Below are 19,784 nucleotides of genomic sequence, written 5' to 3' on the forward strand. Positions count from 1 at the left end.
AGAGTGGAGCGTGACCCTGGCCCTGACCGTACTCACCACGACCGACAGCGCCGAGAAGGCCGAGGAGCTGGCGCGTGGCGCGGTGGAGGCGCGGCTCGCCGCGTGCGCGCAGATCTCCGGCCCCGTCACCTCGGTCTACCACTGGAAGAACGCCATCGAGACGAGCCAGGAGTGGCAGGTCTTCTTCAAGACGACGGAGGCCTGCTACGACACGCTGGAGGCGCACATCGCCCGCGTGCACGACTACGACACACCGGAGATCCTCGCGCTGCCGGTGGTGCGGGGGAGCGCGGCCTATCTGGCGTGGCTGGCGGAGGAGACGTCGGCAGGGTGAGCGAACGTCCGTTCTTCGTGTACGGGACGCTGCGTCACGGCGAGCGCAACCACGAGGCGTTCCTCCGGGGCCGTACGGCGGCGCAGGAGCCGGCGCGACTGGCCGGCGCCCTGCTGTACGACGGCCCCGGCCACCCGTACGCGGTCCGGGGCGCGGGTGAGGTGCACGGCGAGCTGGTGACGGCGGTGCCCGGCTCGTACGACACCCTGCTGTCCGTACTGGACGGCCTGGAGGGGTTCCTCGGCCCAGGCCACCCGCTCAATCTGTACGAGCGGGAGGTCGGGGACGTGGTGCGGCTACGGGACGGGGCGGCCGTGAAGGCGTGGGTCTACGTCGCCGCCGCGAGCGTGAGGCCCGGGCCGCTCATCGCGGGCGGGGACTGGCTCAGCCGCCGGCCGCCCGGCCCGCCGCCTGGTCCGCCGCCCGGCCCGCGCCCGGTGCCTGGCCCCCCGCACGGGCCGCCGCCTCCAGGCGTACCGCGCACACCTTGAACTCCGGCATACGGGAGGTCGGGTCGAGGGCCGGGTTGGTCAGGGTGTTCGCCCGGCCCTCGCCCGGCCAGTGGAACGGCATGAACACCGTGTCCGGGCGGATGCCGGTCGTGATCCGCGCGGGCGCCACGGCCCGCCCGCGCCGCGACACCACCGCGACCGGCTCGCCCTCCGCGACGCCCAGGCGCTCGGCGAGCCGCGGGTGCAGCTCCACGAACGGGCCGGGCGCCGCCGCGTTCAGCTCGGCGACACGCCGGGTCTGGGCGCCCGACTGGTACTGCGACACGACGCGCCCCGTCGTGAGCACCACCGGGTACTCCTCGTCCGTCTCCTCGCCCGCCGCCCGGTGCGTGACCGGCACGAAGCGGGCCAGCCCGTCGGGCGTGGCGAACCGGTCGAGGAAGAGGCGCGGCGTGCCGGGGTGGTCCGCCTCGGGGCAGGGCCAGAAGACCCCGTCCTCCTCCACGATGCGGCGGTAACTGATGCCCGCGTAGTCGGCGGGGCCGCCCGCCGAGGCGCGGCGCAGCTCGTCGAAGACCTCCTCGGGGTCGGTGGGGAACCCCTTCTCCCAGCCGAGCAGCTCGGCGAGCCCGTGGAGGACCTCCAGGTCGCTGCGTACCCCCTCCGGCGGCTGGATCGCCCGGCGGCGCAGCAGGACCCTGCCCTCCAGGTTGGTGGTCGTGCCGGTCTCCTCCGCCCACTGCGTGACGGGCAGGACGACATCGGCGAGTGCGGCGGTCTCCGACAGCACCACATCCGCGACGGCGAGGAAGTCCAGTGACTCCAGCCGCTCCTGGATGTGCGCGGCGCGCGGCGCGGAGACGACCGGGTTGGAACCCATGAGCAGCAGGGCCTTGATGTCGGTGCCGAGCGCGTCGAGCAGCTCGTACGCGCTGCGGCCGGGACCCGGGAGCGTGTCGGGGTCGACGCCCCAGACCCCGGCGACGTGCGCGCGGGCGGCCGGGTCGTCCAGCTTGCGGTAGCCGGGCAGCTGGTCGGCCTTCTGGCCGTGCTCGCGGCCGCCCTGCCCGTTGCCCTGCCCGGTCAGGCAGCCGTACCCGGACAGGGGGCGGCCGGCGCGGCCGGTGGCCAGGCACAGGTTGATCCAGGCGCCCACGGTGTCGGTGCCCTTGGACTGCTGCTCGGGCCCGCGCGCGGTGAGCACCATCGCGTTGTCGGGCTCGCAGAACACGCGTACCGCCTCCCGCAGCTGCGGCACGGGCACGCCGGTGATGCGCTCCACGAGGGCGGGCCAGTGGGACATGGCGGCGGCGCGGGCGTCGGGCCAGCCCGTCGTGCGGTCCCGGATGAAGTCGTCGTCGGTGCGCCCCTCCGCCACGACCAGGTGCAGCAGGCCGAGCGCGAGCGCCAGGTCGGTGCCGGGGCGGGGCGCGAGGTGCAGGTCGGCCTGCTCGGCGGTACGGGTGCGGCGCGGGTCGACGACGATGAGGCGGCCGCCGTTCTCCTTCAGCTCGGTCAGGTACCGCAGCGCGGGCGGCATCGTCTCGGCCAGGTTCGACCCGACGAGGATGACGCAGCCGGTGCGCGGGATGTCCTCCAGCGGGAACGGCAGCCCCCGGTCGAGGCCGAAGGCGCGCTGGTGGGCGGCGGCGGCCGACGACATGCAGAAGCGGCCGTTGTAGTCGATCTGGGAGGTGCCGAGTACCAGCCGGGCGAACTTCCCGAGCGTGTACGCCTTCTCGTTGGTGAGCCCGCCGCCCCCGAAGACGCCGACCGCGTCGGCCCCGTGACCGTCCCTGGTGCGGCGCAGCCCCTCGGCGACGGCACGCAGGGCCTCCTCCCAGGTGGCCGGTTCGAGCTCGCCGGTGGCGGGGTTCTTGACCAGCGGCCCGGCGAGCCTGACCCGGGAGGAGAGCACCGCGGGCGCGGTACGTCCCTTACCGCACAGGGCGCCCCGGTTGACGGGGAAGTCCGTGCGCTCCACCACCTCGACGCCCTCGCCGCCCTCGCCGGCGGGCCGGAGGTTCATCCCGCACTGCAGGGCGCAGTACGGACAGTGCGTGGAGGTGACGGTGGTGAGCATGCCCCCGAGCATGCGACGCCCGTGTTACACCCACCGACACGGCGCATTACATACCCGGTACGACCGACTCCGCCGCCGCCTCCCGCCGCCGTGAGGCCACGCCGCCACCCGCGCGTTCAGCCCGCCGAGGCGAGCGCCTCCGCCACTCCGGTCTCCTGCCCTCCCAGGAAGGTCGGGTCCGGCGTGAACGCCGTGTCCGCCGCCGCCTTCCCGGCCGCCACCAGCTCGCGCACCGCGCCGTAGTACCAGACCGAGTCGCGCCGCTCGTCCACCCCGACGCCGTACGAATCGACCCCCGCCGCCTGGCAGAGCGCGACCGCCCGGCGGATGTGGAACCCCTGGGTGACCAGCACCGCCCGCTCCACGCCGAAGATCTTCTTGGCGCGGACGCAGGAGTCCCAGGTGTCGAAGCCCGCGAAGTCGCTCACGATCCGGCCGTCCGGTACGCCCCGCTCCCTGAGGTACGCGCGCATGGCGTCGGGCTCGTCGTACTCGACCCGGCCGTTGTCACCGGTGACGAGGACGACCTTGACCCTGCCGTCGCGGTACAGGGCCGCGGCGGTGTCCAGCCGGTGCGCCAGGTACGGAGTCGGCCGGCCCTTCCACAGGCCCGCGCCGAACACCACGGCGACGTCCCGCGCGGGCACGTCCGCGGCGGTGCGCAACCGGCCGTCGGCGGTGGCGTGCATCCATGTCGCGGGCGCCAGCGCCAGTACGCACCCGAGCATCGCGCCCTGCACCAGCCGCCGCCGCCCCCGCCGGCTCGCCGGCCACCACAGCACCGTGCGTACCGTCGAAAGGCGCCCCAGCACCCCGCCTCGTATCACCGAATCCCCCTTGTCTCCGCCTCCTTCGACGCGTGAACGGCCCGCCCGGTTCAGTTCGGCACGCGTGATCTCGACGACGGACGTCCGCCGTACAGGAGCGAGGCGAGGCCCGCGCCGAGGAGGCCGCCCAGCAACTGGGCGGTGACGAAGCCGGGCAGGGAGGCGGGCGCGATGCCCGTGAAGGAGTCGGTGAACGAGCGGCCGACCGTGGCCGCCGGGTTGGCGAACGAGCCCGACGAGGTGAACCAGATCGCGGCGGCGATGTACGCGGCCACCGCCAGGGGCGCGAGCCGCGCGCGGCCGATGCGGTCAAGGCCCTGGATGAGCAGGACCAGGCCGGCCGTGGCGACGGTCTCGCCCAGCAGCAGATGGCCGGCCGAGCGGTCCTGGGTGGACCAGCCGCCCGGCGCCCGCCCGAACATGGCCTCGGCCAGCAGCGCCCCCGCGACCGCCCCGGCCAGCTGGGCGGTCAGGTAGAGGGCCACGTCGCGGCCGGTCAGCCCGTTGCCGTCGCGCCGCCCGGTCCACCAGACGGAGAGGGTGACGACCGGGTTGAGGTGGGCCCCGGACACGGGAGTGAACAGGGCGATGAGCAGGCCGAGCCCGATCGCCGAGGCCAGGGAGTTGGCCAGCAGTTGTACGCCGACGTCCTGGCTGAGCCCGCCGGCCTGGATGCCGGAACCGACGATGACCGCCACGAGCGCCGCGGTGCCGACGAGTTCGGCGACAGCACGGCGTGGCAGCTCCCACTGCGTACCACCCATGAGACCCCCACTTCCTCTATGCGGAAAACCCATTCCGAGTTTCGGAAGTAATGTAGCGGGTAGGGGAGATCCTTCTCTTCCGTCCGGCTGTACGGCCGTGCAGCCGGACGGCCGGACGTTCCTCCGGCCTCAGAAGAGCGCGGAGCTGTCACCCCGCCCGCCCACCCCGTGAGCCGGCGGAAAACACCCGTCACCGCCGCGCAACGACCCCGCAACACCCGCCCGGCACCATCGGTCCATGACGCAGCCGGCCGACCCTCGCGAGCCCCAGCCCTTCGACAGCACCGCCCAGCTGCTCACCCGTATCACCGCGCAACTCGGCAGCCGGCTCTCCTCTCTCCACCTCAACGGAACGCGCAGGCCCATGAGCACACCCCACCGGCCCACCCTCGTCGCCGTCGCCCACGGCAGCCGCGACCCGCGCGCGCTGACCACCGTCAACGCCCTGCTCGACCGGGTCCGCGAGCTGCGGCCCGGCCTGCCGGTACGGCTCGGGCACATCGAGCTGAACGCGCCGCTGCTCACCGACACCCTCGCCAACCTGGAGGGCGGCGACGCCGTCCTCGTACCCCTCCTCCTCAGCCGTGGTTACCACGTCAAGCACGACCTGCCCGGCGCCGCCGCGACCGCACCCCACCTGCGTGTCCGCGTCGCCGCCCCGCTCGGCCCCCACCCCCTGCTCGTCGAGGCGCTGTACGCCCGGCTCACCGAGGCCGGCTGGCGTACCGGGCACGGCACGAGCCGCGGCACCGGCGTCGTCCTCGCCGCCGCCGGGTCCCGCGACCCCGAGTCCGCGGCCGACACCCGCCACACCGCCCGGCTGCTCAGCGAGCGCCTGGGCGGGGTGCCGGTCGTCCTCGCGTACGCCTCCGCCGCCTCGCCCACCGTCCCCGAGGCCGTCCGCGCCCTCGCCGCCCGCGGCCGCCACCGCATAGCCGTGGCGTCCTGCTTCACCGCCCCCGGGCTGTTCGCCACCCGCAGCGCGGCCGCCGCCCCCTGGCTCGCCGCCGCCCCGCTCGGCTCCCACCCGGCCATGGCCCGGCTCGTCCTGCACCGTTACGACCAGGCCGTCGCCGACCGCACCGGTCAGCCAGTCGCCGACCGCACCGGTCAGCCCGCCGCCCCGCTGGAACTGGTCCACGCCTGACCCCCGGGGGCCACCGACCGGCCTTCCCGCGCATCACTGTCACTCCTTGCGGTTACCTTCAGTGCATGAACGGCATGGAAGGTACGTACGACGAGAAGGCCACCGCGCGCTGGGCCACCGAGCCCGACAAACGACCGGGCCGCACCGCGTTCCAGCGCGACCGTGCGCGCGTGCTGCACTCGTCCGCGCTGCGCCGCCTGGCCGGCAAGACCCAGGTCGTCACCCCCGGCTCCCGCAGCCATGCCTGGGACCCGACCCCCCGCACCCGGCTGACCCACTCCCTGGAGTGCGCCCAGGTCGGCCGCGAGCTGGGCGCCGCGCTGGGCTGCGACCCCGACCTCGTCGAGGCCGCCTGCCTCTCGCACGACATGGGCCACCCGCCCTTCGGGCACAACGGCGAACAGGCACTCAACGACTTCGCCAAGGACTGCGGCGGCTTCGAGGGCAACGCCCAGTCGCTGCGCCTGCTCACCCGTATCGAACCCAAGCGGTTCGTCCCCGACCGGGCGACCGGCGAGCTGGTCAGCGTCGGCCTCAACCTCACCCGCGCCGCCCTCGACGCCGCCACCAAATACCCCTGGCCCCGCGGCGGCCACCCCACCGACCCCGACTCGGTCAAGTTCGGGGTGTACGAGGACGACCTGCCCGTCTTCGCCTGGGTCAGGGAAGGCGCTCCCGAGCACCGCCAGTGCTTCGAGGCGCAGGTCATGGACTGGTCCGACGACGTGGCCTACTCGGTGCACGACTTCGAGGACGGGCTGCACGCCGGCCACATCGACCCCAACCTCCTCCTGGCCGAACCCGAGCGCGCCGACATCTGGCGCGTCGCCATCGGCCGGTACGTCCCCGCCGACACCGACCCGCGGGAGCTGGCCGACGCCCTCGACCGGCTCATGGAACAGGAGTGGTGGCCGCACGGCTACGACGGGTCGGCCATCGCCCAGGCCCGGCTGAAGGACGCCACCAGCCAGCTCATCGGCCGCTTCTGCCTGGCCGCCGAGGCGGCGACGCGGGAGGCGTACGGCTCGGGCCCCCTCACCCGGTACGCCGCCGAACTGGTCGTACCGCGCGAGACCCGCAACGAGTGCGCGGTCCTCAAGGCCGTCGCCGACCGTTATGTGATGCAGCGCGCCGAACAGGAGGCGCTCCGGGCCGACCAGCGCATCGTGCTCGCCGAGCTGGCCGAGGCCCTGACGGCCCGCGCGCCCGAGGGTCTGGACCCGCAGTTCCGCGCCCTGTTCGACACCGCGCCCGACGACCGGGCCCGCAAACGGGTGATCGTCGACCAGATCGCCTCGCTCACCGACGCCTCCGCCCGCACCCTGCACTCCCGGTTCACGAGCCGCCGCTGAACGCCCTATTCCTTCCTCACGCTCCGTACGGGACGCTGCGTGCGGGCGGCGCGTAGCGTGGAATGGCCCGTGCTCTGTCTTTCCGGGAAAGAGGAGGCAACAAGTGGTCGACGCAGATCAGACCTTCGTCATCGTCGGCGGGGGACTGGCCGGCGCCAAGGCGGCGGAAACGCTCCGCTCCGAAGGCTTCACCGGCCGCGTGATCCTCATCGGGGACGAACGCGACCACCCCTACGAGCGCCCGCCCCTGTCCAAGGGCTACCTCTCCGGCAAGGAGGAGCGCGACAGCGTCTTCATCCACGAGCCCGCCTGGTACGCACAGGCCGACATCGAACTCCACCTCGGCCAGCCCGTCACCACCATCGACCGCGAGGCCAGGACGGTACGCCTCGGCGACGGCACCACCATCCGCTACGACAAGCTGCTGCTGGCCACCGGCGCCGAACCGCGCCGCCTCGACGTCCCCGGCACCGACCTCGCCGGCGTCCACCACCTGCGCTGCCTCGCCCACGCCGACCGGCTCCAGGGCGTTCTGGCCGCACTGGGCCGCGACAACGGCCACCTCGTCATCGCCGGAGCGGGCTGGATCGGCCTGGAGGTCGCCGCCGCCGCCCGTGGATACGGCGCCGAGGTCACCGTCGTCGAACCGGAACCCACCCCCCTGCACCAGGCCATCGGCCCCGAACTCGGCCAGCTCTTCACCGACCTGCACGCCGGGCACGGCGTCCGCTTCCGCTTCGGCGCCCGCCTCGCCGAGATCGTCGGCCAGGACGGCATGGTGCTGGCCGCCCGCACCGACGACGGCGAGGAGCACCCCGCGCACGCCGTCCTCGTCGCCATCGGCTCCGTGCCCCGCACCACCCTCGCCGAGAACGCCGGGCTCGCCCTGGTCGACCGCGCCCACGGCGGCGGCATCGCCGTCGACGCCTCGCTGCGCACCTCCGACCCCGACATCCACGCCGCCGGTGACGTCGCCGCCGCCGACCACCCCCTGCTCCACACCCGGCTGCGCGTCGACCACTGGGCCAACGCCCTCAACGGCGGCCCGGCGGCCGCCCGCGCCATGCTCGGCCAGGACGTCACCTACGACCGCGTCCCCTACTTCTTCTCCGACCAGTACGACCTCGGCATGGAGTACAGCGGCTGGGCACCCCCCGGCACGTACGACCAGGTCGTGCTGCGCGGCGACGCGGGCAGGCGGGAGTTCATCGCCTTCTGGCTGAAGGACCGCCGCGTGCTGGCCGGGATGAACGTGAATGTGTGGGACGTCACAGGACCCATCCAGGAGCTCATCCGCTCCGGTGCCCCCGTGGACACCGAGGCCCTCGCCGACCCGGCGACACCCCTCACGGCCGTCGTCCCCCGGCCGTAGCGGCAGCGGACGGCGCATCGGTGAGGTGCCCCGCCCGTAAGATTTACGCGTGGCAGGCGGCAGGATCAACGATGACGACGTGAAGGCGGTACGGGACGCGGTCCCGATCGACGCCGTCGTGTCCGAGTACCTCCAGCTGCGCAACGCCGGCGGCGGCAACCTCAAGGGGCTGTGCCCCTTCCACGACGAGAAGTCCCCCTCCTTCCAGGTCAGCCCCAGCAAGGGGCTCTTCCACTGCTTCGGCTGCCAGGAGGGCGGGGACACCATCGCCTTCGTGATGAAGATCGACCACCTCTCCTTCTCCGAGACGGTCGAACGCCTCGCCGCCAAGGCGGGCATCACCCTGCGGTACGAGGAAGGCGGGTACAACCCCGGCCACCAGCGCGGCGAGCGCATCCGGCTCATCGAGGCCCACAAGGCCGCCGCCCAGTTCTACGTGGAGCAATTGGACAGCGCCGAGGCCGAGATCGGGCGGAAGTTCCTCGCCGAGCGCGGCTTCGACCAGGCCGCGGCCCAGCACTTCGGCGTCGGCTACAGCCCGGCCGGCTGGGACCACCTCACCCGCTACCTGCGCGGCAAGGGCTTCTCCGACAAAGAGCTGCTCATCTCGGGGCTGTCCCAGGAAGGCCGCCGGGGCCCCATCGACCGCTTCCGCGGCCGCCTGATGTGGCCCATCCGGGACGTCGGCGGCGACGTCGTCGGCTTCGGCGCGCGCAAGCTGCGCGACGACGACAACGGACCCAAGTACCTCAACACCCCCGAGACCCCCGTCTACAAGAAGTCCCAGGTGCTGTACGGCATCGACCTGGCCAAGAAGGACATCGCCAAGTCCAGCAGGGCCGTGGTCGTCGAGGGCTACACCGACGTGATGGCCTGCCACCTCGCCGGGGTCACCACCGCCATCGCCACCTGCGGCACCGCCTTCGGCGGCGACCACATCAAGATCCTGCGCCGGCTGCTGATGGACAACGGCTCGGCCCGCGTGATCTTCACCTTCGACGGCGACGCGGCCGGGCAGAAGGCCGCGCTGCGCGCCTTCGAGGACGACCAGAAGTTCGCCGCGGAGACCTACATCGCCATCGCCCCGGACGGTATGGACCCCTGCGAGCTGCGCCTCGCCAAGGGCGACGAGGCGGTCGCCGACCTGGTGGAGCCGAGGACCCCGCTCTTCGAGTTCGCACTGCGCCAGATCGTGAACCGGTACGACCTGGAGACCCCGGCCGGCCGCGCCGCCGCCCTCGACGAGGCCGCGCCGATCGTCGCCCGCATCAAGAACGTCGCCTCCCAGCACGAGGTCGCGGTCCAGCTCGCGGGCATGCTCGGCATCCTCGACACCCAGTTCGTGGTCAAGCGCGTCGCCCAGCTGGCCCGCTGGGCGAGGGACCGCGGCGGCCGCGGTCCGGCGCCGGCGCGCCACGCACACTCCGGTGAGGCCGCCATGGCGCCGGTGGCGCTGTCCGGCCCGGCGCTCAATCTGCGCAGCCCCGCCCACCGCACCGAGCGCGAGCTGCTGAAGCTGGCCCTCCAGTACCCCGCGCTGGTCTCCCCGGCCTTCGACGCGTACGGCGCCGACGAGTTCACCGCCCCGCCGTACGCCGCGGTCCGCCAGACCATCGCCGAAGCGGGCGGCGCCGAACAGGGCGTCAACAACACCGCCGAGTACCTGGCCCGCGTCCGCGAGGCCGCCCCCAACGACACGGTGCGCGCCCTGGTCACCGAGCTGGCCGTCGAGGTCATCCACGGCCGCACGGTCGACGAGACGTACGCGGGCGACCAGCTCGTCCAGGTACGCCTGCGCGCCGTCGACCGCCGCATCCGCGACGTCCAGGGCACCTTGACCCGCCTGGGCGCGCACGGCGACCCGCAGCAGCTGGCCGCGGTCCAGAACGAGCTGTGGGTACTCCAGCAGTACGCCCAGTCCCTCCGCAACAACGGCGCCGCCGCGCTCTAGCGCCAGTCCGGTCGCCGTATCCGCCCGGTCACGGTCCGGTCGCAAAAAGTGGTCGCACGCCCCTCGTGGCGGTGATGTGTCGTACCCCACACTGGGGGGCGGTGCCTGAGTCCTCGGAGCGCGGCCGGTCCACCGACGGTGGGCCTCACATCCCCGCGGATCCGCTCATCGAGTACGGGACGGAGAACAGCGGCCCGGCCGCCGCCGTCCCGCTGCCGCACGCCCTCGAACCGGCAGCGATCACCCTGGAGGCCGCCCTCGTGCAGACCCAGACCCAGATCCAGCCCCGGACCCTGACCGACATCGACCCGGCCCCGGCCACGGACACCGCCGTCCCGGTCCAGGCCCTGCCGCCGCACCACCCGGAAGCCCTGCCGGACGCCATACCGGATGCGGCCGACCTGCCCGACGCCGTACCGGACGCGGCCGACCTGCGCGACGCCGTACCGGACATGACCGACCTGCGCGACGCCGTACCGGACGCGGCCGACCTGCGCGACGCCGTACCGGACATGACCGACCTGCGCGACCCGGACCCCGGCCCCGCTCCCGCTGTCGACCCCGCTCCCGACCTCGACCTCGACCTCGATGCCGAGCCGGCGACCGCACGCAGCCGCGCGGCCGAGGCGGCGGCCGGCAGCGGCCCCTCCTCCGACCTGTTCCGCCAGTACCTCCGCGAGATCGGCCGCATCCCGCTCCTCACCGCCGCCGAGGAGGTCGAACTGGCCCGCCGCGTCGAAGCCGGCCTGTTCGCCGAGGAGAAGCTCGCCGGCACCCCCGACCTGGACTCCGAACTGGCCCTGGACCTCGACCGGCTGGTCGTCATGGGCCGCATGGCCAAACGCCGCCTCATCGAGGCGAACCTGCGCCTCGTCGTCTCGGTCGCCAAGCGCTACGTCGGCCGTGGCCTGACCATGCTGGACCTGGTCCAGGAGGGGAACCTCGGTCTCATCAGGGCGGTCGAGAAGTTCGACTACGCGCGCGGCTACAAGTTCTCGACGTACGCGACCTGGTGGATCCGCCAGGCCATGTCCCGCGCCCTCGCCGACCAGGCGCGCACCATCCGCGTCCCGGTCCACGTCGTCGAGCTGATCAACCGGGTCATCCGGGTCCAGCGCCGGATGCTCCAGGAACGCGGGTACGAGCCCACCCACGAGGAGGTCGCCGCCCACCTCGACCTGGCGCCCGAGCGGGTCGGCGAGGTGCTGCGCCTCGCGCAGGAGCCGGTCTCCCTGCACGCGCCGGTCGGTGAGGAGGACGACGTCGCGCTCGGCGACCTCATAGAGGACGGTGACGCCGCGTCCCCCGTGGAGTCCGCCGCGTTCCTGCTCCTGCGCGAGCACCTGGACGCGGTCCTGTCCACGCTCGGGGAGCGCGAACGCAAGGTCGTCCAGCTCCGCTACGGCCTGGCCGACGGCCGGCCCCGCACCCTGGAGGAGATAGGACGCATCTTCGGCGTGACACGCGAACGCATCCGCCAGATCGAGTCCAAAACCCTCAGCAAACTGCGGGACCACGCTTTCGCTGAGCAGCTGCGTGGCTACCTGGACTGAGCGCTCAGGAGTTCTCCCTCCGGCGGTGCGCCGCGTCGATACCGGCACCGGCTCCCGCGCCGAGGGCCGTGCCTAGGCCGATGCCCAGAGCCAGGTTGCCGAACAGCATGCCCAGGCTGATCCCGAGGGCCACCCCGATCGGCAGCCAGAGCGCCGTACCCGTACCCACCCGGCTGCCGCCTCCGGCCCTGCCCTTGGCCGCGCCCTCGCCCCTGTCTCCGTGTGTGCCGTGCCTGCCGTTGTCCGTCATGTTCCTCGTCCTCCCCCTACACCGTGACGTACGCCCGTAATGCCGTACGCCCAGGGCTCCGCCTGGTCAGTCGACCTCCGCCACGGCCTGCGCGAACTGCGCCGCGTACAGCCGGGCGTAGGCGCCCTCCGCCGATAGCAGCTGGTCATGCGTGCCCTGTTCGACGATCGCCCCGTTCTCCATCACCAAGATCACATCCGCGTCCCGGACCGTCGACAGCCGGTGCGCGATGACAAAGCTCGTCCGCCCGTGGGCCAGCCGTGCCATCGCCTTCTGGATGAGCACCTCGGTACGGGTGTCGACGGAGCTGGTCGCCTCGTCCAGGACGAGGATGACCGGGTCCGACAGGAACGCCCGCGCGATCGTGATCAGCTGCTTCTCGCCCGCGCTGACGCCCGACCCCTCGTCGTCGATGACGGTGTCGTACCCGTCGGGCAGCGTACGGATGAACCGGTCGGCGTGCGCGGCCCGCGCCGCCTCCTCGATCTCCTCGCGCGTCACCTGCCGCTCCCGCGCCGCGCCGTACGCGATGTTCTCCGCGATCGTGCCGCCGAACAGCCAGGTGTCCTGGAGCACCATGCCGATCCCGGAGCGCAGTTGCTCGCGGGACATCTCGGTCGCGTCGACCCCGTCGAACAGAATGCGGCCGCCCGTCACCTCGTAGAACCGCATCAGCAGGTTCACCAGCGTCGTCTTGCCCGCGCCCGTCGGGCCGACGATGGCGACCGTCTGCCCGGGCTCCACCGACAGCGAGAGGTTCTCGATCAGCGGCCGGTCCGGCTCGTACCGGAAGCAGACCTTCTCCAGCGTCACCCGCCCGGTGAAGGCGTGTGCCGCCTCGCCCGACGCCGGAGCGTCCGGCGTCTGCTCCTCCGCGTCCAGCAGCTCGAAGATCCGCTCGGCGGACGCGACCCCGGACTGCACCAGGTTCGCCATCGACGCCACCTGGGTCAGCGGCATCGAGAACTGCCGCGAATACTGGATGAACGCCTGGACGTCGCCGATGGACAGCGTGCCGGACGCGACCCGCAGCCCGCCCACCACGGCCACCAGCACATAGTTCAGGTTCGAGACGAAGAACATCAGCGGCTGCATGACCCCGCTGTTGAACTGGGCCCTGAACCCCGCTTCGTACAGCGCGTCGTTCTGCTCCCGGAAGTCGGCCGCCGCCTCGCCCTGCCGCCCGAAGACCTTCACCAGCGCGTGACCGGTGTACATCTCCTCGATGTGGGCGTTCAGCCGGCCCGTCGACTTCCACTGCTGCACGAACTGCGGCTGCGACCGCTTGCCGACCCGCGTCGCCACGACCACCGACAGCGGCACGGTCACCAGCGCCACCAGCGCCAGCAGCGGCGAGATCCAGAACATCATCACCAGGACGCCCAGGATGGTCAGCACCGAGTTGATCAGCTGCCCCATGGTCTGCTGCATGGTCTGCGAGATGTTGTCGATGTCGTTCGTCGCCCGGCTCAGCACCTCACCGCGCTTGGCGCTGTCGAAGTACGACAGCGGCAGCCGCTCCAGCTTGCCCTGGACGTCCTCCCGCAGCCGGTACACGGTCCGGTTGATCACCCGGATCGACATGCGCGTCGACACCAGCATCAGCAGCCCGGCCGCCACGTACACGGCCAGCACCACCAGCAGTACGCCGCCGATGGCACCGAAGTCGATGCCCCGCCCCGGGTGGAAGTCCACCCCCGACAGCATGTCCGCGAGCCCGCCGTCCCCCTCGGCCCGCAGCGCCGCCAGAGCCTGCTCCTTGGACAGCCCCTCCCGCATCTCCCGCCCGACCACGCCCGCGAAGACCAGGTCGGTCGCCCGGCCGAGGATCATCGGCCCGACCACCGTCAGCGCCACGCCCAGCACCCCGGCGGCCAGCATCAGCCACAGCGTGCCCCGCTCCGGCGCCAGCTGCCGCAGCAGCCGTTTGCCCGAGCCCTTGAAGTCCATCGAGCGCTGGTCGGGGCCACTGCCGCCGGCCGTCGCCATCATCCGTCCCGCCGGCCCCGCCATCAGGCAGCCTCCGCCTCGGTCAGCTGGGAGAGCACGATCTCCCGGTACGTCTCATTGGCCGCCATCAGCTCGTGATGGCGCCCCGTCCCCACGACCCGGCCCTCGTCGAGGACCACGATCCGGTCGGCGTCACGGATGGTGGAGACCCGCTGCGCCACGATCACCACCGTCGCCTCGGCGGTCTCCGCCGCCAGCGCGGCGCGCAGCAGAGCATCGGTCGTGTAGTCCAGAGCCGAGAACGAGTCGTCGAAGAGGTAGATCTCCGGCCGCTGCACCAGCGTCCGCGCGATCGCGAGGCGCTGCCGCTGCCCGCCGGACACGTTCGTCCCGCCCTGCGCGATCGGCGCGTCCAAGCCGCCGTCCAGCTCCCGTACGAAGTCGGCGGCCTGCGCCACCTCCAGCGCGTGCCACAGCTCCCCGTCGCTCGCGTCGGGTTTCCCGTACCGCAGGTTCGTCGCGACCGTCCCCGAGAACAGGTACGGCTTCTGCGGCACCAGGCCGACCGTCCGTGCCATCACCACCGGGTCCAGCTCACGCACGTCCACCCCGTCGACCAGCACCTTGCCACCCGTCACGTCGAACAGCCGGGGCACCAGCCCCAGCAGCGTCGACTTGCCGCTGCCGGTCGACCCGATGATCGCCGTCGTCTCGCCCGGCCGGGCCACCAGGTCCACCCCGCGCAGCACCGGCTCCTCGGCACCCGGATAGCGGAAGTCCGCGCCCCGTACCTCCAGATGCCCGTGGCGCAGCAGCTTCCGTACCGGAGCCGTCGGCGGCACCACGCTCGACTCCGTACGCAGCACCTCCTCGATGCGCTCGGCGCACACCTCGGCGCGCGGCACCATCATGAACATGAAGGTGGCCATCATCACGGCCATCACGATCTGCATCAGATACGCGAGGAACGCCGTCAGCGCGCCGATCTGCATGCCGCCGCTGTCGATGCGGTGCGCGCCGAACCACACCACCGCGACGCTCGACACGTTCACCACGGTCATCACGGTCGGGAACATCAGCGCCATCAGCCGACCGGTCGACATCGACACCTCGGTCAGATCCTCATTGGCCCGCCGGAACCGTTCCCGCTCGTACTCCTCGCGTACGAAGGCCCTGATCACGCGGTTGCCGGTGATCTGCTCCCGCAGCACCCGGTTCACCGTGTCCAGCCGCACCTGCATCGTCCGGAACAGCGGCCGCATCTTCTTCACGATCAGCGACACCGCGATGCCCAGCACCGGAACCACCGCCAGCAGCACCGCCGACAGCGGCACGTCCTGCCCGAGCGCCATGACGATGCCGCCCACGCACATGATCGGCGCCGACACCATCAGCGTGAACGCCATCAGCACGAGCATCTGCACCTGCTGGACGTCATTGGTCGTCCGGGTGATCAGGGAAGGGGCCCCGAACTGCCCGACCTCCCGGGCCGAGAACGACTGCACCCGCTCGAACACCGCCGCCCGCACATCCCGCCCGAGCGCCGCGGCGGTCCGCGCCCCGTAGTACACGGCTCCGACGTTGCACACGACCTGCACGACCGAGACCGCGATCATCAGCGCGCCGAACCGCAGGATGTACCCGGTGTCGCCGTGGACGACACCGTTGTCGATGATGTCGGCGTTGAGCGTCGGCAGATAGAGCGTGGCGCACGTCTGCAGGAACTGCAGCGCCACCAGCAGGGCTATGGGCCGCTGGTACGGCCGCAGGTGGATCCGGAGTAGTTGTCTGAGCACGGATCAACTATCCCCGGACCCTCCGGGCGCCACGACTCGATTTCCGGGTCCTTTGCCGGAAGACCCCGCAAAGGCCCCGGGAAGACCCCGCCCGGAGCCCAGGAAAGGAGGCGGGCAGAACCCGGGCAGAACCCGGGCGGAACCGGGGCAGTACGGCGGCAGAACCCGGGAACAACCCGGGCGGAACCCGGTCACTCCCACCCGAGCATCCCAGGAAGAAGGTGCTCCAAAGGTGCTCCCTAGGAACCGAACGCCTCCGGGTGCAGCTGATCGCGCGTCGCGCCGTACTGCTGGCGCACCGCCCGGCCCACCGCGAGCTCCTCGCCCGGCTCGAAAACCTGCGCGGCCGCGCCCTGCCAGGCGGGCGGCGTCTGCGGCGACAGCACACCCTGCGAGACCCCCAGCGCCCACGCCGCCTGCCGCGCGGCACCCAGCGCCGCGTAATCGGCCGGCTGGGGTACGACGACCTGCGCGCCGAAGATCGCGGGCGCGGCCGCCTGCACCGCGGGCAGCTCGGCGGCCGCCCCGAGCAGGAAGATCCGCCGCACCTCCACACCCCGCGCCCGCAGCACGTCCATCGCGTCCGCCAGCGAGCACAGCATGCCCTCGAAGGCCGCCCGTGCCAGGTGCTCGGGCTTCATCGACTCACGCCGCAACCCGCTCAGGGTCCCGGCCGTGTGCGGCAGCTGCGGCGTGCGCTCCCCCTCCAGATACGGCAGGAGTACGAGCCCGGAGGCACCCGGCGTCGACTTCAGCGCCAGCGCCGACAGCTCCTCAAGACCGTCCAGGCCCAGCATCTCGGCAGTCCCGCGCAGCGCCCGTACCGCGTTCGAGGTGTAGACCACCGGCAGGTGCATCCCCGCCGCGTCCGCGAACGCCGTGATCATCCCGCGCGGATCGGCCAGCGCCTCGTGGTGCACGGCCATCACCGACCCGGACGCCCCGAGCGACACCACGGCGTCCCCGGTGCCGAGTCCCAGCCCCAGCGCGGCGGCCATCGTCTCGCCGGTGCCGGCGGAAATCAGCAGCCCCTCGGGGGTCATCCCGGCCGCGTCGGCAGGCCCCAGCACCTCCGGCAGCGCGGCCTGGTGCCCGAGCGCCAGCTCCACCAGATCGGGCCGGTACGCCCCGGTGCCCGCCGACCAGTAGCCCGTGCCCGAGGCGGCGCCCCGGTCGGTCGTCCGCCGCACCGGCCGGCCCAGCAGCTGCCACACCAGCCAGTCGTGCGGCTGGAGCACCATCGCCACCTGCGACGCCGCCTCCGGCTCCGTACGCGCCAGCCACCGCAGCTTCGCCACGGGCTGCGCCGCCTGAGGTACGGACCCGACGGCCTCCGCCCACGCCTGCCGGCCGCCGAACGCCTCGATCAGGTCGGCGGCCGCCACCTGCGCCCGCTTGTCATTGCCGACCAGCGCGGGCCGCACCAGGTTGCCCTGCCGGTCCAGCGGCACCAGCCCGTGCTGCTGCGCGGAGACCCCGATGGCCTGCACGCCTTCGAGCAGCCCGCCCGACGCGGCCTCGCCCAGCGACAGCAGCCACGCCTGCGGGTCCACCTCGGTGGCCTTGGGCTCGACGGGGTGCGGTGCGTAGCCCTGTCGCAGCACCGCACCCGTCTCCGTGTCGCAGACGACGATGCGCGTGAAACCCGACGAACTGTCCAACCCGGCGACTATCCCCATGGGGATAGATTCTGCCGCACTCCACACCATGCCCAGGCGTGCCCGGGCGTCGACTACGTATTACTGGTTCCCCACTCGTCCTCACCGCCCTGACCGCGCTCCCGCAGCGAGCGCACGCGCTCGGCGACCGATTCGGGCATCCGGTCACCGACCTTGTCACTGACGGTGTGCAGCGCCTTTCCGGCCACCTCCCGCCCGGTCTGCGCGGCCGTCTCGGCGGCGTTGCGCACGGCGGGGTTCTGGGAGAACTGGCGCGCGGACTTGCACAGCTGCTCATACCGCTCGCGCCCGGCACGTGTGCCGAGGACGTAGCCGATGGCCAGTCCAACGACGAACGTCAGCTTGTACCGCATGGCTGCCACCCTTTCGTAGGCGTCGGTGCTGGCCGCCTACCCGTCAGGGCCGGAGATCACCCCGGGAACCGATTGGCGGAGCACCCCCCTGCTTGCGCTAATGTATGTGTCGCAGCGAGCGAGCGCCGCCCGGGAGGCCCCCGGTGGGTGCGTTCGGTGCAACGCAGCAATCCCCTGTAGCTCAATTGGCAGAGCAGCCGGCTGTTAACCGGCAGGTTACTGGTTCGAGTCCAGTCGGGGGAGCGCGATCCCCTGTAGCTCAATTGGCAGAGCATTCGGCTGTTAACCGGAGGGTTACTGGTTCGAGTCCAGTCGGGGGAGCGGGACGGAAGAGGGCCCTTCGGGGTCCTCTTCCGCGTTTTCCGGCGCCACCGGGAACCGCGCGGTGCGCAGGGCAGTCCTCATGGGCGTGCGTAGCCGACCAGCCGGAGCAGGAGATCGTATGAGCGGCTATGCTGCGGCAGACGGCGCGCACAAATGTGCGCGACGCGCCGTAAGGGGCGGTAGCTCAGCCGGTTAGAGCAGCGGACTCATAATCCGTCGGCCGTGGGTTCGAGTCCCACCCGCCCCACCAGTAACGTGCCCTGGCCTGCAGAAACGTTTCTTCGGTGGCTCTGAGTCACAAACTCGGTCCAACGGAGAGAATCCGCTGCTCACGAGTGCAGCTTGAGGTGTTACGGCGGGCGCGTGGGTGCTCCTGCCGAGGCTCTGACCTGCGGCGATGCAGAACAAGCTCGGCCGCTGGAAGTTACGCAGCGGAGCCGAAAAGCAAGATCCAGTGGACGCTCAGGGGACACGAGGAAATGGAAGGGGCGGAGGAGGCTGGACGGCCTCACCGAAGGCGCCGTCTGCGCACACGCTGCCGTACAACGCCGTCGGCTATCGCTTGGTCTGGGTGATACGCCACAGTCGGCGAGGCCGTTCACCCTCCTCGAAGGTGTCCACCCGACGCACGCGCGAGGCCTGAGCCTGGTTCTTCAGGCTGTGGGGGATCCCAGCGCTGATGGGGGTCCTTCCGGTTCGAGCGCAATCGAGAATCGGGGAGTGCGTAGCCCGTGTGGCGGACGGTGTAGACGAAGAGTCCGCTGGGGCGCAAGTGGGCGCTCGTGTCCATCACCGCCTGAATCTCTCGCAAGCCGACGAGCATCTCCAGCTTGGCGATGGCCTCGTCTTCCAGTTTGACGGAGCGGAGCGAGTGCGGCAGGGAAGTGTTCGGCCTTGCGCTCGTAGCGGCGGTGCAGGCGCCGACAGCCGGCGAGCCGGGACACCGTCCTCTCGACGACCCATCGGTGGCCCAGCCGCGTGGAGGACTCGATGCCCTTGCGGGCGATGCGGTGGCGGATGCCTCGCTTGCGGAGCCATCGGCGCAGGTGGTCGTAGTCGTATCCCTTGTCGGAGTGGAGCTTGGCCGGTCGCCGGTGGCGCGGGCCGCGCCGGAGCGGATCGGTGGGATTCCCCGCACCAGCGACTTCAGGCCGAGGCTGTCGTGCGTGTTGGCACCGGAGACGCCCAGCGACAGAGGCAGACCGTTCCGGTCCGTGATCAGGTGGACCTTCGAACCGTTCTTGCCGTGACCGCCGGCGGAACGTTCACCGGGATCGCGGCGGGTGCGGTCGCCGCACCGGTCCCGGCGCCCGGTACCGATCCGCTCCGCGGCATGCCCCGGGCCCTGGCGCTGAGCGTGCCGCGGGGTGTGAACGGTGACGCCCCGCTGCCGCCGCTGCCCGACCAGACCGGCGGCGGGCGCATCTCCCGGCCGAGCCGCCGTATCCCCTACGCCCAGGGCGCGCCCCGGCGCGGGCGGCAGGGGACGACGTCCCCACCACGCTGCCGTTCGCGTTCAACCAGGCCGGGTACCGGCTGGTGACGGACCTCCCCGAAGCCATGCGGACGTGGCGGGACCGGCCGAAGCGGTGGGAAG

At 72.1% G+C, this 19,784-nt stretch carries 16 protein-coding genes, 3 tRNA genes and 1 pseudogene; 11 read left to right on the forward strand and 9 right to left on the reverse strand.

What is annotated here, in order from left to right; all coding sequences use genetic code 11:
- Positions 1-10 precede the first annotated feature (10 nt).
- The gene (gene cutA, locus QWM81_RS16815) at positions 11-334 is read left to right on the forward strand and encodes a divalent-cation tolerance protein CutA (protein WP_290112827.1); all 324 of its coding nucleotides are present in this window, start codon (positions 11-13) and stop codon (positions 332-334) included.
- Positions 331-825, forward strand: a complete 495-nt coding sequence (locus QWM81_RS16820; RefSeq protein ID WP_290112828.1) for a gamma-glutamylcyclotransferase family protein — start codon at positions 331-333, stop codon at positions 823-825. The genes cutA and QWM81_RS16820 overlap by 4 nt, the downstream gene beginning before the upstream one ends.
- Here the strand turns inward: QWM81_RS16820 and QWM81_RS16825 are convergent.
- From QWM81_RS16825 to QWM81_RS16835, 3 genes are all read right to left on the reverse strand, one after another.
- Positions 719-2,869 (reverse strand): molybdopterin oxidoreductase family protein, encoded by a 2,151-nt coding sequence (locus tag QWM81_RS16825; RefSeq protein WP_290112829.1) that lies wholly within the window; start codon positions 2,867-2,869, stop codon positions 719-721. The genes QWM81_RS16820 and QWM81_RS16825 overlap by 107 nt on opposite strands.
- A 116-nt stretch (positions 2,870-2,985) precedes the next feature.
- A complete protein-coding gene (locus tag QWM81_RS16830; RefSeq protein ID WP_435372382.1) occupies positions 2,986-3,696 on the reverse strand; it encodes a SanA/YdcF family protein in 711 nt (236 codons plus the stop codon).
- A 50-nt stretch (positions 3,697-3,746) separates the two neighbouring features.
- On the reverse strand, positions 3,747-4,460 hold the full coding sequence (locus QWM81_RS16835) for an aquaporin (RefSeq protein ID WP_290112830.1): 714 nt from the start codon (positions 4,458-4,460) through the stop codon (positions 3,747-3,749).
- Positions 4,461-4,698: 238 nt separating this feature from the next.
- On the opposite strand from QWM81_RS16835, the gene QWM81_RS16840 reads away from it, so the two are divergent.
- The 5 genes from QWM81_RS16840 to QWM81_RS16860 all read left to right on the forward strand — a co-directional run bounded on the left by QWM81_RS16840 (position 4,699) and on the right by QWM81_RS16860 (position 11,835).
- Entirely contained in the window at positions 4,699-5,607 is a 909-nt protein-coding gene (locus QWM81_RS16840; RefSeq protein WP_290112831.1) for a sirohydrochlorin chelatase, read from the forward strand.
- Positions 5,608-5,672: 65 nt separating this feature from the next.
- Positions 5,673-6,959, forward strand: a complete 1,287-nt coding sequence (locus QWM81_RS16845) for a deoxyguanosinetriphosphate triphosphohydrolase (protein WP_435372383.1) — start codon at positions 5,673-5,675, stop codon at positions 6,957-6,959.
- Between the two features lie 103 nt (positions 6,960-7,062).
- Positions 7,063-8,331 carry an NAD(P)/FAD-dependent oxidoreductase gene (locus QWM81_RS16850; RefSeq protein ID WP_290112832.1) on the forward strand — a complete coding sequence of 423 codons (1,269 nt, stop codon included), beginning with the start codon at positions 7,063-7,065 and terminating at the stop codon, positions 8,329-8,331.
- Between the two features lie 49 nt (positions 8,332-8,380).
- Positions 8,381-10,282: a DNA primase gene (gene dnaG, locus QWM81_RS16855; RefSeq protein WP_290112833.1), complete on the forward strand. Its 1,902-nt coding sequence runs from the start codon at positions 8,381-8,383 to the stop codon at positions 10,280-10,282.
- A 101-nt stretch (positions 10,283-10,383) separates the two neighbouring features.
- Positions 10,384-11,835, forward strand: coding sequence for an RNA polymerase sigma factor (locus QWM81_RS16860; protein ID WP_290112834.1), 1,452 nt, complete (start codon positions 10,384-10,386; stop codon positions 11,833-11,835).
- A gap of 4 nt (positions 11,836-11,839) precedes the next feature.
- Here QWM81_RS16860 and QWM81_RS16865 read toward each other — a convergent pair whose 3' ends face one another.
- The 5 genes from QWM81_RS16865 to QWM81_RS16885 form a co-directional block, all read right to left on the reverse strand.
- Complete coding sequence (locus QWM81_RS16865) at positions 11,840-12,085, reverse strand: hypothetical protein (RefSeq protein WP_290112835.1); 246 nt, start codon at positions 12,083-12,085, stop codon at positions 11,840-11,842.
- Positions 12,086-12,151: 66 nt separating this feature from the next.
- Positions 12,152-14,098 carry an ABC transporter ATP-binding protein gene (locus QWM81_RS16870; RefSeq protein WP_290112836.1) on the reverse strand — a complete coding sequence of 649 codons (1,947 nt, stop codon included), beginning with the start codon at positions 14,096-14,098 and terminating at the stop codon, positions 12,152-12,154.
- Complete coding sequence (locus QWM81_RS16875) at positions 14,098-15,831, reverse strand: ABC transporter ATP-binding protein (RefSeq protein ID WP_290112837.1); 1,734 nt, start codon at positions 15,829-15,831, stop codon at positions 14,098-14,100. The genes QWM81_RS16870 and QWM81_RS16875 overlap by 1 nt, the downstream gene beginning before the upstream one ends.
- A gap of 239 nt (positions 15,832-16,070) precedes the next feature.
- Positions 16,071-17,510 carry an FGGY family carbohydrate kinase gene (locus tag QWM81_RS16880; protein WP_290112838.1) on the reverse strand — a complete coding sequence of 480 codons (1,440 nt, stop codon included), beginning with the start codon at positions 17,508-17,510 and terminating at the stop codon, positions 16,071-16,073.
- Between the two features lie 53 nt (positions 17,511-17,563).
- Positions 17,564-17,863: a YtxH domain-containing protein gene (locus QWM81_RS16885; protein WP_290112839.1), complete on the reverse strand. Its 300-nt coding sequence runs from the start codon at positions 17,861-17,863 to the stop codon at positions 17,564-17,566.
- A 170-nt stretch (positions 17,864-18,033) separates the two neighbouring features.
- On the opposite strand from QWM81_RS16885, the gene QWM81_RS16890 reads away from it, so the two are divergent.
- The 3 genes from QWM81_RS16890 to QWM81_RS16900 all read left to right on the forward strand — a co-directional run bounded on the left by QWM81_RS16890 (position 18,034) and on the right by QWM81_RS16900 (position 18,437).
- A tRNA-Asn gene (locus QWM81_RS16890) sits at positions 18,034-18,106 on the forward strand.
- Between the two features lie 5 nt (positions 18,107-18,111).
- Positions 18,112-18,184 (forward strand) — tRNA-Asn (locus QWM81_RS16895).
- A gap of 176 nt (positions 18,185-18,360) precedes the next feature.
- Positions 18,361-18,437, forward strand: a tRNA-Ile gene (locus QWM81_RS16900).
- Between the two features lie 616 nt (positions 18,438-19,053).
- On the opposite strand, the pseudogene QWM81_RS16905 reads toward QWM81_RS16900, so the two are convergent.
- Positions 19,054-19,433: pseudogene (locus tag QWM81_RS16905) on the reverse strand (IS5 family transposase); the annotation flags it as partial.
- Between QWM81_RS16905 and QWM81_RS16910 the strand changes: the two are divergent.
- Complete coding sequence (locus QWM81_RS16910) at positions 19,434-19,730, forward strand: hypothetical protein (RefSeq protein ID WP_290112840.1); 297 nt, start codon at positions 19,434-19,436, stop codon at positions 19,728-19,730.
- Positions 19,731-19,784: the final 54 nt, after the last annotated feature.

Source organism: Streptomyces ficellus, assembly GCF_030406405.1.
Lineage (GTDB): Bacteria > Actinomycetota > Actinomycetes > Streptomycetales > Streptomycetaceae > Streptomyces > Streptomyces ficellus_B.